Origin of the sequence: Methylobacterium sp. Leaf93 (assembly GCF_001422345.1) — a bacterium.
GTDB lineage: Bacteria > Pseudomonadota > Alphaproteobacteria > Rhizobiales > Beijerinckiaceae > Methylobacterium > Methylobacterium bullatum.
This window is the reverse complement of record NZ_LMMS01000027.1, coordinates 318,396-331,668: the sequence shown is the minus strand read 5'-3', so window position 1 is coordinate 331,668 and position 13,273 is coordinate 318,396. Positions and strand designations below refer to the sequence as shown.

Genomic DNA, 13,273 nt, shown 5'->3' with positions numbered 1-13,273 from the left:
GCGCTAACACACCAACTCAGGGTTGGTTCCGGAACGCCGGCGTCATCCGCCCGCCATGTGGCGCGCCTAACTCGAACTCGATCCATTCCAAGGAACGAGTTCGCCATGACAGAGCCGCTGCGTACCCGCTCGCAGGCCGCCGAAGACGGCGAGGATGCCGGCTCGAACCCGAGCCGGAACGCCACCTTCGGCGACGTGGTCGCCACCCGGTTCGATCGGCGCGACCTGCTGCGCGGCCTTCTCGGGGTCGGCGCCATCGCGGCGGTGGTGACGCCCCGCGCGCTCGCCGCCGGCCCGGCCGCGGCGGCGCAGGGAGAGGCGACGCCGTTCCCGTTCAGGGAGATCGAAGCGGGATCGGACGCGCACCATCACGTGGCCGAGGGGCACGATGCCGACATCCTTATCCGCTGGGGCGATCCGGTCCTGCCCGGGGCGCCCGCCTTCGACCCGCTGAACCAGAACGCTGCGGCGCAGGCCCGGCAATTCGGCTACAACAACGACTTCGTCGGCTATTTCCCGATGCCCGGCGCCGCCGATCCGGCCGCGCATGGCCTTCTCGTCATCAACCACGAATACACCAACGAGGAGTTGATGTTCCCCGGCCTCGGCCGCCAGGACATCAAGACCGTGGCCTTCAAGGGCATGACCCGCGACCTCGTCGACATCGAGATGGCCGCCCATGGCGGCTCGGTGATCGAGGTAAAGCGTAACGACGGCAAATGGGCCGTGGTGCCGGGGTCGCGATACGCCCGCCGCATCACCGTCGAGACGCCGATGGCCCTCTCCGGCCCGGCGGCCGGCTCCGATCGGCTGAAGACCACCGACGACCCGTCCGGCCGCGCGGTGAAGGGCATGGTCAACAATTGCGCCGGCGGCACCACACCCTGGGGGACGTGGCTCACCTGCGAGGAGAACATCAACTACTACTTCTCCGGCGCCCTGGCCGAGGGGAGCGCCGAGGCGACCAACCACAAGCGTCTCGGCCTGCCCGGCAACGCCTATGCCTGGGGCCGCTTCCACGAGCGCTTCGACCTGTCCAAGGAACCGAACGAGCCCAACCGCTTCGGCTGGGTGGTGGAGATCGACCCGTTCGATCCCGCCTCCGTCCCGACGAAGCGCACCGCCATGGGCCGGTTCAAGCACGAGGGCGCCGCCGGCATCGTCTCGAAGAGTGGTCGGTACGTCGTCTACCAGGGCGACGACGAGCGTTTCGACTACGTCTACAAGTTCGTGACGGATGCGGCCGTGAACCTCTCCGACCGGGCGGCCAACCGCGACATCCTCGATTCCGGCACGCTGCACGTCGCCCGGTTCGATGCCGACGGGCGCGGGGCCTGGATGCCCCTGGTGTTCGGACAGGGTCCGCTCACACCCGAAAACGGGTTCACCGCCCAGGCCGACGTGCTCATCGAGGCCCGGCGCGCCAGCGACCTCCTCGGAGCCACCAAGATGGACCGTCCGGAGGATGTCGAGGCCAACCCGAAGACCGGCAAGGTCTACGTGATGCTGACCAACAACGGGAAGCGCAAGGCGGGCGACGTGAACGCCGCCAACCCGCGGCCCGACAACCGCTTCGGCCACATCGTCGAACTGACCCCGGACGACGGCGACCACGCGGCCTCGGGCTTCGCCTGGGAAATCCTCGTCAAATGCGGCGATCCCTCCATCGCGGCGGTCGGCGCCACCTTCTCCTCGGCGACGACGAAGGACGGCTGGTTCGGCATGCCGGACAATTGCTCGGTGGACGGGCAGGGACGGCTTTGGGTCGCCACCGACGGGAACTCGCCGTCGAAGACGGGGCGCAACGACGGCATCTGGGCGATGGAGACGGAAGGGCAGGGACGGGGCACGGGCAAGCATTTCTTCAGGGTTCCGAACGGCGCCGAAATGTGCGGCCCCTACTTCACCCCCGACGACACCACGTTCTTCGTCGCCGTGCAGCATCCCGGCGAGGCCGACGAGGAGGATCCAAAGGCCATGCCCGCCACCTTCGAGGCGCCCTCCACCCGCTGGCCGGATTTCATCGACGGGATGCCGCCCCGCCCCGCCATCGTCGCGATCACCAGGCGTGGAGGTGGCCGGGTCGGAAGCTGACGGGGCGACGCGATCGCCCCCTGCGGCCAAGGGGGGGGCAGGCGTGGCCGAGCCCGCCGCTTCCGGTACCCCGGCGACACAGCATTAACGGAATTGGCGCAAGCTGCGCAGGAACACCGGGAGAGCGACCGCCGACGAGGGCGGCATCGCTTCACGTTTCCGTTTCGTTCCTGTATGGTTGGCCCATGACTCAGCGCGAGACCTCACGTCAGGCCGTTCCGGCCCCCGCCGGCGGCCGGCCGAGCGACCTGTTCGCGGGTGGTCAAGCGCCCGTGCGCGGCGCGAAGGCCGCTTCGGCGGCGCGCGCTCCCCTCGACAGAGCACCGGTCGATGCGGCGGAAGCCGGCTACGACGCCTCATCGATCGAGGTGTTGGAAGGCCTGGAGCCGGTCCGGCGCCGGCCGGGCATGTATATCGGCGGTACCGACGAGCGCGCCCTGCATCACCTCTTCGCCGAGGTGATCGACAATTCCATGGACGAGGCGGTGGCGGGCCATGCCAGCTACATCGAGGTGGAGTTGGAGGAGACCGGCCACCTCGTCATCACCGACAATGGCCGCGGCATTCCGGTGGACCCGCACCCGAAATTTCCGGGCAAATCCGCCCTCGAAGTGATCATGACCACGCTGCATGCGGGCGGCAAGTTCGACTCGAAGGTCTATGAGACCTCCGGCGGCCTGCACGGTGTCGGCATCTCCGTGGTCAACGCCCTCTCCGACATCCTCGAAGTCGAGGTGGCCCGAAGCCAGGTTCTCTATCGCCAGACCTTTTCGCGGGGCCATGTCCAGGGTCCGCTGGAAACCGTCGGCCGGGTGCAGAACCGGCGCGGCACGCGGGTGCGCTTCCACCCCGATGCGCAGATCTTCGGGGCGCTGAAGTTCGATCCGCGCCGGCTGTTCAAGATGGCGCGCTCCAAGGCCTACCTGTTCGGCGGCGTCGAGATCCGCTGGCGCTGTGCCCCCGCCCTGCTGGAGGGCATCGCCGACGTGCCGGCCGAGACGGTGCACCGCTTCCCCGGCGGCCTGCGCGACTATCTCGCCCGCGACCTCGACGGCAAGGAGCTCGTCACCGACGCGGTCTTCGCCGGCAAGGTGACGAAGCCCGGCGGCCACGGCTCCCTCGAATGGGCCGTCGCCTGGATGGTGGTGGAAGACGGGGTCTCGCACTCCTACTGCAACACGATTCCCACCGCCGAGGGCGGCACCCACGAGAGCGGCCTGCGCGTGGCCCTGCTGCGCGCCCTGCGCGAGCATGCCGAGCGCGTCGGCCAAGCCAAGCGGATGACCTCGGTCACCACCGACGACGTGATGGCGACCTGCGCCTCGATGCTCTCGGTCTTCATCCGCGAGCCAGAATTCCAAGGCCAGACCAAAGACAAGCTCGCCACGGTGGAAGCCTCGCGCATCGTCGAGACGGCGATCCGTGACGCGTTCGACCACTGGCTCGCCGCCTCCCCGGCCCAGGCCAACAAGCTCCTCGACTGGGTGATCGACCGGGCCGAGGAGCGCCTGCGCCGACGCCAGGAGAAGGAGGTCGCGCGCAAATCCGCGACCCGCAAGCTGCGCCTGCCGGGCAAGCTCGCCGACTGCTCGAAGGCGGGTACGGCCGGCTCGGAAATCTTCATCGTCGAGGGCGATTCCGCCGGCGGCTCGGCCAAGCAAGCGCGCGACCGCGCCAGCCAGGCCATCCTGCCCCTGCGCGGCAAGATCCTCAACGTGGCCTCGGCCAGTCGGGACAAGATGGGCGCCAACCAGCTCATCTCCGACCTGACCCAGGCGCTCGGTTGCGGCACGGGCAACGGCTACAAGGGCGAGGACCTTCGTTACGAGAAGGTCATCATCATGACCGACGCGGATGTCGACGGCGCCCACATCGCCTCGCTGCTGATCACCTTCTTCTACCGGCAGATGCCCAAGCTCATCGACAAGGGCCATCTCTATCTCGCGATCCCGCCGCTCTACCGGCTCACCCACGGCGCCAAGACGGTCTATGCCCGTGACGACGCCGACAAGGAGCGCGTGATCAAGACCGTCTTCAAGGGCGGTAAAGTGGAGATCAGCCGCTTCAAGGGCCTAGGCGAGATGATGCCGGCGCAGTTGAAGGAGACCACGATGGACCCCAAGAAGCGCACGCTCCTGCGCGTGGCTGTCCTCGACGAGGCGCGGGATTCCACCGGCGATGCCGTGGAGCGGCTGATGGGCAACAAGCCGGAAGCCCGCTTTGCCTTCATCTCCGAGCGTGCCGCCTTCGCCGACGAGGCGACACTCGACATCTGAGGACAGGCGGGGCGCGAGTTCGGCCTATCCGAGCCGCCTCTCTTCCCGGGAGTGGAGCGCCAACGGAGTCGGAGGCGAAGAGCCGCGCGGCGCCCCCCCAGCCGCAGACGCGGCACATCCCGCGATGAACTCCAAATCACCCTTCGCTTGCGCTCCGGACGTCCGGACCAGGGTGAATTGCGAGAGAGGTCCGTCAACGCAAAAAACCCGGCCGCGAGGCCGGGTTTTTCACGTGGACGATCCCGATGCCGCGCGATCCTCAATGAGGACCGCGCGACGATCATGGACGATCCTAGTAGGTGCCGAACTTGTAGTTCAGGCCGGCGCGGACGACGGCGAACTCGTCGTCGCGACGACCGGTGCTGACCGAGCGCGCAACCGAGTTATCGGAGGTGTCGATGATGAAGGCGCCCCGATTGCGGTTGCCGCGATCGAGGTTCACGTACAGGCCTTCGACCTTCAACGTCACAGCGGAAGCGCGGAAGAAGTTGAAGAACGACTCGGTGGGAAGAGCGTATTCGATACCACCGCCCACGGCGTAGCCGGTGCGGAAGTCGTCGTTGCCGCGGAAGCCGCCGAAGTCACGATCAGCGCTGCCGGCGCCGTAGGCGAAGCCGCCGGTGCCGTACACGAGGGTGCGGTCGAAGGCGTAGCCGAGACGACCGCGGACGGTCCCGAAATAGTCGAGGCTGGAGAGACCGCGCGGATCGTTGACGGCGAAGGCGGGAGTGGTGAGAACACCCGAGTCACGACGCTTGGAGCCGAAATCGAGGTACTGGGCGTCAGCTTCGATACCGACGACGACACCCGAACCCGGGGTGAACTGGTAGTTGTAGCCGATCTGCGCGCCGCCGGTGAAACCGTCCTGGCTGTCCTTGCGGAACGTGGCGGTCTGAGCGAGGCCGTTCGCGGTGACCTGCTGACCACCAATCGAACCGGGAACGGTGAAGCTGCGGGTGCTGTCGGAACCCGTGCTGAAAGCGTAACCGGCGTTAACACCGGCGTAGAAGCCCGTCCACGTGAAGACCGGGACCGGAACGAAGACCGGCGGGGCGGCGCGACGGGGAAGGTCGGCGGCCGAAGCGACAGCAGTCAGGCCGGCGAGAACGGTCGTAGCGAGAAGCAGTCTTTTCATTGTGTGTCTGGTCCTGATGGGCATTAAGCCTAGGTGCTTGTAGGCTCGGACGGGCGTGAGGTCTGTCGCATTCCTGCAACAACATCCATCGAATACAGCGGCACCCGTCAACGAAGGGTAAAGGTTAGGCGCAAGTGAGGAACGAGAGACTGGTGACGTGCTCTGGCGCACTTCCGGTGCCCTTCCTGCTCACCTCGAGGCTGATCCAGATCACGCTGCCGTGACGACCGGTTTTCACTTCCCGCAAGCATTTATTAAGCGGAACAATTCTGCATCATTCCGGTTAGAAACAACTTTTTGTCCTCGCATGCTATGCGAAGATTGCCGGCGGGCAGGGCCACGCGAAGGCGTCGGTGCATCGGCACGGCTCGGCAAGCAAATGCAGGCAACAGAAGGTTAAGCGTGCCCGATGATCTCATGGTCGCGCGTCCGAAGCCGGCATTCGGCCCGCCGCGGCATTTGCCGGACACGTCGCGGCGGAATCCATTCTTGCAATCGGGCCGCTGGCTCGAGGCGAGAACGAAGCACTCGGTTAGCCACGCACCACCGCAATGCGACCGCTCGGTCAAGACTCGAGTTGCCCTGACTGTGATCGGTCTCGCCGTAGGTCCTTGGCCGTCGCAGGCCTTCCCCGGACCGACTGTGCTCGGAGTTTGGCGGGAGCGCCCGGTGAACCGACGGCGACGCCCATCCCTCGCGGGAGGCGGCAGGTCTTCCGTCAATGCCCAGTGGGCAACCTCGATCGAAGCCATGCCCCTGAAGGCTTCGCGGATCGTCTCCCCGACGGGGTCGTGCCGCCGCCGGGGAGGAATCGAAGGGCCTATCGCCCGGCAGTGACCCAGAGCTCACCCTTGCCGAGGGTGGCGAGATCGCCGGAATAGCGCTTGAGCGCACCGGCGGCGAGGTCGGCATGGGCGGGACTGAGGGCACGCAGGGACCGGGCGAGCAACCGCAGGAACACGAGATCGTGCGTTCCCGTCTCGACGAAGCTCGGGCTCAAAGCGCCGTGTCCGCCGGCGAGGATCGTCCCGCGCCGCATGCCGTAGCCCGGATGGTCGCCCACCGAGAGGGCCGCGATCGTACCCGCGATCATCCGCGATCCGGCATGGGCGCCTGCGACACCGACCAGGATCAGCCCGCGCCGCATGCGGTCGCCGAGATAATCGCCGGCCGATCCGCGGATCACCAGCGTGGCGCCGTCGAGCCCCGCCTTGGCGGCATAGACGGCGCCGCCCGCATGATCGCCGGCATTGCCCTCGATGGTGATCGTGCCGCCCTTGGCGCCCGATCCGGCATAAGGTCCGGCCGATCCCGTAACCGTCACCGATCCCGACGCCATACCGGCGCCGAGGCGCTGGCCGACATCGCCGACGACGCGGATCGAGCCGCCACTGAGCGAGGCACCGACACTGTCGAAGCGCGACGAACCGCCTTCGATGGTCAGGCTGTCGGAGCCGTCGAGGCTGATGGCGAAGACGTCGCCCAGCGTCAGGCCGCGTCGGCTGGTGCCGATGGGGAGCCTAGCCGCTTCGGCCTCGGAGAGGCTACTTAACGAGAGCGGAGTCACGTGGAGGAAATCGAGCCGCTCCGGCGGCTCCTGGCGCAGGGTGAGGGTGCTCATGCCGCTCCAGCCTCGCTCGCCGGCTCCTTCGAGAGCAGGTCCTTCAGGTGATAATGGTGACGGCCGAGATTGCCGCCGTAATTGCCCGCCGTCACCGCCACGAGTCCATGCGCTGCACCGGCTTCGGTGGAGGCGTGGAGCGCCGCGCGCATGGATTCGGCCACCGAGCGCGAGGTGAGCCCGTCGATGACGATCTCGAGCACCACGCCGACCTCGGCCGCGAGTTCCGAGCCGGCCCGACCCTTGAGGGTGGGGCAATAGGCGTCGTTGGTGGAGGCCATCATGCCCTTGGTGCGTGCGCCGACCTTCGAGCCGGAGCGGACGATGCCGCCGGGGAAGGGCAGGATCACGTCCGCCACCGAGCGAGCGGCATCCACCGCGATCTCGGCGACCTTGAGGGTCTCGGCATGGTTGCGCCCGAGGAACAGCAGGTTGCCGCCGCCCACCGCGCCGTCCACCGCGCGGACGAAATCCTCGCAGAGGAACTCGCCGTCCATCACGGGGACGCGCCAATAGCGCCGCGCCTTGCCGGAGACGGGATCGGTCAGGCGCTTGGCGACGGCGAAGCCGTCACCGAAATAGCGGATCGCGCCACCGAGCTTGATCTTGTGCGGCCCGTCGACGCCCGCATAGCAGGCGGTGCCGGGGCAGGTGAGGATGCACTGGCCGACGCGCTTCAGGAGTTGGTCCTTGAGGCCGTTCGGCTCGAAGCCGAACAGCAGCACCCGCACACCGGGGCGTCCGTCCGGAGTCTCCTCCGGCGAGAGTTCGCAATCGATCCCGGCCTCGGCGCCGCAGCCGATCACCGAGGTCGCGAACCCGGTCATCGTGACGGCGGCGATCATCGCCCATTTGGCGGTGTCGTTGGTGATGATCAGCGCCGTGCCGGCGACGTCGAACGCCTCGGCGAAGGTGTCGATCACCGGGATGCCGTTGAGGGTCAGGTCAGTCATGCTCGGTCACCGTACCCACGCGAGGCGTCGTCATCAGGCCCGGCTTCATTCTCAAGCTCGACATGCCACGTCCTCGAACACATCGCTCACGGGGAAGGCCTCGTCCGGCACGGTAAAGCTGTCGAGGCCAGCACCGAATCGGGCATCGAGATAGGCGTCGGTGCGCGTCTCCATCGCCTTGTCGGATTCCACCGTCAGTTCCAGGGTATGGCCGGCGCGCCAATCGACGATCTCGCCATCCTCGACAATGACGTGTCCGTCCTTGAGCACCAGTTTGGCGCGGGCGAACATCGCGGTTCGGTTCTTGTCGTCGCGGTAGATCGCGACGTCGGCGCGCGCGCCCTCGCGCAGGTGGCCGCGATCGGCGAGGCCGAGGAGCTTGGCCGGGCCGGAGCGCGTCAGCTGGGCGATCTCGGAGAAGGTATATTCCCGCTCGATCCCACAGAGGCCCGAGCGCTCGGCGATGACCTTGTGCAGGCCCGCGATCTCGCGGTCGCGCTCCTCCTTATCCATCAGCAGATGGATGATCCGCGGATATTCGGTGAAGGGGCCGCCATTAGGGTGGTCGGTGGTGAGGATGGTGCGCTCGGGGTCGCCCGAGAGCAGCATCAGTTCGAGACCGATCGCCCATTGCAGGGAACTGACGGGGCCGCGCGGCTTGTAGAGGAACGGCACGATGCCGCCGCCTTCCGCGTCGCCCGCCGTGATGATCCACTTCTTCGGGTTCGCGCCCTTGCGGCCGGCGAACTGGCGGATGACGTCGAGCGAGATCGTCACCGTCTGGCCGAAGGCGACCTGACCCACGTCGAAGGTGGCGTTGGGGTGTTTCTCCATCGCCTCCGTGATGCGCTCGGCCGCCGAACGGAAACCGCCGGTGCCGGGATTGGCCGGATCGACCGCGCCGTAGGCATAAAACTGCGCATGGGCGAAGTGGATGCGCCGGCCTTCCGCCGCCTCCATGGTCGCCACGAAGGAATCGTCGGCGCCGGGAATGCCGAGGTTGTTGGCATGGACGTGCAGCGGATGCGGCACGCCGATCTCCTCCACCGCGTCGAGGAGAGAATTCATGATCTTGCGGGTGGTGAGCCCGTAGACCGGAATCTCCTCGTCGAGGCTGAGGTTGAGCATCCCGTCCTTGAAGGCCGAGGCGCCGCCCGCGTTGATGCATTTGACGCCGAGACCGCGCGAGGTGGCCACCGAGAGCGCGACGAGGTCCCGCACCGCCGCCTTGCCCTCGCGCTGGCGCAGCAGCTCGAGGAGCTGGTCGTCGTTGCCCATCACGGTGAGCGCACCGCGATCAAGCAGGGGGATGTCGGCGAGCTCGAGCTGGGTCGCCAGCGCGTTCGTCGGCGGCATCGCCGGCTCGACAGCGATGGTGTAGCCCATCCGCGCGTAGTTCGCGCCAATCCAGGCAGCCGAGCCTCCGGCATGGGCGAAGGGATGGCCCTCGGGCGCAGCCTCGCTGACATAGAGGTCGGGCAGGAGCAGGCGACTCATCACCACGTTGCCGCCGGCGATGTGCGAATGGACCTCGACGCCGCCAGCCATCACGACGCAGCCGGAGGCGTCGATGGTCTTGTCGGGCGCGCGCTCCGAGGCGGCGACGACCCGGCCGTCCTCGATCCAGAGGTCGCCGACGCCGTCGCGGCCGGCGGTAGGATCGACGACCCGGCCGCCCTGGATCAGGATCAGCATGAGGCGCCCTTCTTCTGCGTGAGGCGATTCTGGATGGCGGCGAGCACGCCGGCCGCCGTGAGGTCGGCCGGCTGGCCAACGGGAGGTGAATAGGTGATCGCCGCGCGGCGCTCGTTCCACAGTGCGCCGCCGGCCGTCTCGCCGGGCACGCCCACCGCGATGACGATCTCGGCGACGTCGCCCGTGGCGTCGGCACTGCCCTCGCCGACGATGGCGATGGTGGGCAGGCTGCCGAGCCAGTCCGGGCGCGGGGCGGGGAGGGAGGCGAGCCACAGGGCGGCATCGACCTCGCCAGCGGCCACCTGCCGCTGGCTGTCGAAGCGCCAGGGATCGTGTTCGGGCAGGTGGCGCCCGAAGCCGACGCGAGGGGGCTGACCGGTGGTCCAGGAGGCGAGCTGGGTCACGGCGCGCCCCTGGAACCCGTCCGAGACGGAAAGCGCGAAGAAGCGCGTCAGGTCGTTGAGATCGCGTACCAGCCCCTGCAGCATCTCGACACCGAGCTCGCCGAGCTCGCCGGCGTCGTAGAGGACGACGCCGTACTGGGCCGTCGTCAGGCGCCGGCCGAGATCGGCGTAGGCCGCCTCACCGGAGAGGTTGCCCTTCACGTAGGCACGCAGATGCGCCACCGAGACGGCGAGACCGCCGGCGGCGGCCGGATAGGAGACGTGCCGGGTGGCGGCGTCGCCGGGACCGCCGAGGGAGAGCAGCGTGCGCTCGGAGCCGGCGGCGCGGCCACGCGTCGGTACAGAGGCGGCGATCTCCTGCACGATCGGCCGGTCCCACGGGCGCAGGCCGACGATCAGCACTGCATCGCTCCGGCCGATCGCCTCGGCCGGCGTGGTGTTGAGATTGCCGAACTGGCTGAGGGGGCCGAGCTCCGCATAGAGGCCGTCGCCGCCGACGGGATCGACGGAGGCACCGATGAGTCCGGCCAGATGATAGGCCGCCCGCACCGCGCTCGTATCCGCACTCAATCCCATGACGATCGGAGTCTTCGCTGCGGCGAGGAGCGTGGCTGCGGCCTCCACCGCTACGCTCACGTCCGCCGCACCACCCTTTACCCAGGCAGCCATGCCTACACCTTGGAGAACGAGGGCCCGGCACGCGCTGTGTTCAGCGTCGCACACGGCGGGACTGCGCCAGTCCATTCCTAGTGGGCCGGCACGTTTGCATCGCGGAGGCGCCGCAAGCAACCCCCCAACGACCGCCGGCGGCTCCCTTCTGTCGAGCTACCACGCCGTGCCTCCCGGGCGTACGGCGGAGCCCGGCCCTGCGGAAGCCCGACGATTGATGGTATGGCGACGCTTGCGACCGATCCGCCCTCCGTGGGAGAAGCCCGCGCCGGCGAGCGCCATGCGATCGCCATTCCGGTCCGGTCTCACCGGGGGCGGATGGGCTCATAGCCCGCGCGGCGCAGGGATGAAGGCTTTTTTTTGATGAAAGGGGTCGACGTGGACCAGATCCCGGATCAACGGCCGGCCGAGACGGCGGGACAGGCCCGTGCGGTGCGGGTGCACGCACCGGCGCGGCTTCACTTCGGCTTCCTCGATCTGCACGGGGGGCTCGGCCGGCGCTTCGGCAGCATCGGGCTCGCCGTCGATGCCCCCTCCATCGACCTCACCGCGCGGGCGGCCCCCGCCCTCGACGTGATCGGGCCGGAGGCGGCGCGCGCCCGCACCTATGCGGAGGCAGCGTCACGCCATCTCGGCCTTCGGGGAGCGGCCGCCATCCGGGTGGACGAAGCGATCCCGGCCCATGCCGGCTTCGGCTCGGGCACGCAGCTCGCCCTCAGCGTGGCGGCGGCGCTCGCCGCCCTCGACGGCCGCCCCTTCTCGCCCGACGCCTTCGCCGACGCCCTCGATCGCGGCAACCGCTCGGGCGTGGGTCTGGCCGCCTTCACCCAGGGCGGCCTCATCGTGGATGGTGGCCGTGACGCCAGCAACGGCCCGCCGCCGCTGATCGCACGCCTCGCCTATCCGGAGGCGTGGCGGATCGTGCTAATCCTCGACGAGAGCATGACCGGCGTGCATGGCACCCGCGAGGTCGAGGCGTTTCGCGACCTCCCGCGCTTTCCCGAGGAGCAGGCCGCGGCGATCTGCCGGATCGTGCTGATGCAGGTTCTGCCGGCGGCGGCCACCGCCGAACCGGACGGTTTCGGCGCCGGCATCACCACCATCCAGCGTCTCATCGGCGACCACTTCGCGCCGCACCAGGGCGGGCGCTACGCCAGCCCCGCCGTGGCCGAGGCGCTCGCCGCCATCGCCGCCCACGGGATCGCCGGCTACGGCCAGAGTTCGTGGGGGCCGACCGGCTTCGCACTGGTTCCGTCCGAGGCGGAGGCACGCGCCCTCGTGGCGTCCCTCGACCGGCCCGGCCCCTTGCGTTTCGTGATCGCGCGCGGTCGCAATACCGGCGCCTCGGTCACGCCACTTTAAGACAACAAGCGCATCAGCGACGCTTGACGCAGCCGGCCCGTCCGGTTCCGACAGTACACATGCGAGAGGCGGCGCTGCGATGGCGCCGGACACTTGCGGAGGGAGAGACACGATGGCCCGCTCGATTCTTCATATGCTGACGCCCCTCAAGCACATGAGCCCGTTCGATGTGAACATGGCAGTGGACGCGGGTTTCGAGACGATCGTGACCTATACCGACGTGACCCTGCCGGACGTGACCTCCCTGGTGCAGGATTCGATCTTCTCCCGCTCCCCGCAGGATGGCGCCCGCACGACCATCTTCATCGGCGGCAAGAACGCCGAGGATGCCCTCGACATGATGGACCGGGCGAAGAAAGCCCTGGTGCCCCCCTTCGCCAACCACATCGTCGCCGATCCGGCCGGATCCTTCACCACCGGTGCCGCCATGGTCGCCGAGGTGACACGCGCCCTGAAGGCGAAGTTCGGCACCGACCTGAAGGGCAAGCGCATCGTCATCTTCGGCGGGGCCGGCGTCGTCGCCTACGTGGCGGCGGTGATCGGCGCGCTGGAAGGCGCCAAGACCGTCCTCGTCGGGCATGACGGCGAGGAGCGCGTCTCGAAGATCGCCTTCACCATGAAATGGCGCTTCGGCATCGATGTCGGCGCCGTCGACGGCTCGACACCCGAGGCGCGCCGCGCCGCCATCGCCGAGGCCGACGTGATCCTCTCGGCCGGCCCGGCCGGCATCCCGATCCTGTCGGCCGCCGATCTCGAATCCGCGCCGAAGCTCCTCGTCGCCTCCGACGTGAACGCGGTACCGCCCGCCGGCATCGCCGGGATCGACGTCAACGCCAAGGACGTCGCCCTGCCCACCGGCAAGGGCATCGGCATCGGCGCGCTGGCGGTCGGCAACGTCAAGTACCAGACCCAGTCCCGCCTGTTCCGCCAGATCCTCGCCGCCAGCGAGCCCCTCTGCCTCGACTTCCGCGACGCCTACAAGGTCGCCGTCGAGGTGGCCGGCTGACGGGCGGCGACGCCTGTCGACATCTCCCCCCTCGACCTCATCCTGAGGCGCCCGCGCA

Annotated in this window: 9 protein-coding genes; 4 read left to right on the top strand and 5 right to left on the bottom strand. The window is 68.5% G+C overall.

Annotated features, from left to right (window positions below):
* Positions 1-105 precede the first annotated feature (105 nt).
* Positions 106-2,094 (top strand): PhoX family phosphatase, encoded by a 1,989-nt coding sequence (locus ASF26_RS17525; protein WP_056256775.1) that lies wholly within the window; start codon positions 106-108, stop codon positions 2,092-2,094.
* 185 nt (positions 2,095-2,279) lie between these two features.
* The gene (parE, locus tag ASF26_RS17520; protein WP_018043461.1) at positions 2,280-4,370 is read left to right on the top strand and encodes a DNA topoisomerase IV subunit B; all 2,091 of its coding nucleotides are present in this window, start codon (positions 2,280-2,282) and stop codon (positions 4,368-4,370) included.
* A gap of 292 nt (positions 4,371-4,662) precedes the next feature.
* Here the strand turns inward: parE and ASF26_RS17515 are convergent, their stop codons facing one another.
* The 5 genes from ASF26_RS17515 to ASF26_RS17495 form a co-directional block, all read right to left on the bottom strand.
* Positions 4,663-5,505 carry a porin family protein gene (locus ASF26_RS17515; protein WP_056256773.1) on the bottom strand — a complete coding sequence of 281 codons (843 nt, stop codon included), beginning with the start codon at positions 5,503-5,505 and terminating at the stop codon, positions 4,663-4,665.
* A gap of 820 nt (positions 5,506-6,325) precedes the next feature.
* Positions 6,326-7,126 carry a formylmethanofuran dehydrogenase subunit C gene (locus tag ASF26_RS17510; RefSeq protein WP_056256768.1) on the bottom strand — a complete coding sequence of 267 codons (801 nt, stop codon included), beginning with the start codon at positions 7,124-7,126 and terminating at the stop codon, positions 6,326-6,328.
* Entirely contained in the window at positions 7,123-8,079 is a 957-nt protein-coding gene (fhcD, locus tag ASF26_RS17505; RefSeq protein WP_056256764.1) for a formylmethanofuran--tetrahydromethanopterin N-formyltransferase, read from the bottom strand. The genes ASF26_RS17510 and fhcD overlap by 4 nt, the downstream gene beginning before the upstream one ends.
* Before the next feature lie 51 nt (positions 8,080-8,130).
* Positions 8,131-9,774 carry a formylmethanofuran dehydrogenase subunit A gene (locus ASF26_RS17500; RefSeq protein ID WP_056256760.1) on the bottom strand — a complete coding sequence of 548 codons (1,644 nt, stop codon included), beginning with the start codon at positions 9,772-9,774 and terminating at the stop codon, positions 8,131-8,133.
* Positions 9,768-10,847, bottom strand: a complete 1,080-nt coding sequence (locus tag ASF26_RS17495) for a hypothetical protein (protein ID WP_056256756.1) — start codon at positions 10,845-10,847, stop codon at positions 9,768-9,770. Before ASF26_RS17495 ends, ASF26_RS17500 begins: the two co-directional genes overlap by 7 nt.
* Positions 10,848-11,210: 363 nt before the next feature.
* Between ASF26_RS17495 and ASF26_RS17490 the strand changes: the two genes are divergently transcribed.
* A complete protein-coding gene (locus tag ASF26_RS17490; RefSeq protein WP_056256749.1) occupies positions 11,211-12,209 on the top strand; it encodes a beta-ribofuranosylaminobenzene 5'-phosphate synthase family protein in 999 nt (332 codons plus the stop codon).
* A gap of 112 nt (positions 12,210-12,321) precedes the next feature.
* On the top strand, positions 12,322-13,215 hold the full coding sequence (locus ASF26_RS17485) for an NAD(P)-dependent methylenetetrahydromethanopterin dehydrogenase (RefSeq protein WP_056256747.1): 894 nt from the start codon (positions 12,322-12,324) through the stop codon (positions 13,213-13,215).
* Positions 13,216-13,273 lie beyond the last annotated feature (58 nt).

Excerpts from the sequence above, each read along its gene's own strand:
- ASF26_RS17525 (WP_056256775.1), top strand. The coding sequence starts at position 106 with ATGACAGAGCCGCTGCGTACCCGCTCGCAGGCCGCCGAAGACGGCGAG.
- parE (WP_018043461.1), top strand. The coding sequence starts at position 2,280 with ATGACTCAGCGCGAGACCTCACGTCAGGCCGTTCCGGCCCCCGCCGGC.
- ASF26_RS17515 (WP_056256773.1), bottom strand. The coding sequence starts at position 5,505 with ATGAAAAGACTGCTTCTCGCTACGACCGTTCTCGCCGGCCTGACTGCT.
- ASF26_RS17510 (WP_056256768.1), bottom strand. The coding sequence starts at position 7,126 with ATGAGCACCCTCACCCTGCGCCAGGAGCCGCCGGAGCGGCTCGATTTC.
- fhcD (WP_056256764.1), bottom strand. The coding sequence starts at position 8,079 with ATGACTGACCTGACCCTCAACGGCATCCCGGTGATCGACACCTTCGCC.
- ASF26_RS17500 (WP_056256760.1), bottom strand. The coding sequence starts at position 9,774 with ATGCTGATCCTGATCCAGGGCGGCCGGGTCGTCGATCCTACCGCCGGC.
- ASF26_RS17495 (WP_056256756.1), bottom strand. The coding sequence starts at position 10,847 with ATGGCTGCCTGGGTAAAGGGTGGTGCGGCGGACGTGAGCGTAGCGGTG.
- ASF26_RS17490 (WP_056256749.1), top strand. The coding sequence starts at position 11,211 with ATGAAAGGGGTCGACGTGGACCAGATCCCGGATCAACGGCCGGCCGAG.
- ASF26_RS17485 (WP_056256747.1), top strand. The coding sequence starts at position 12,322 with ATGGCCCGCTCGATTCTTCATATGCTGACGCCCCTCAAGCACATGAGC.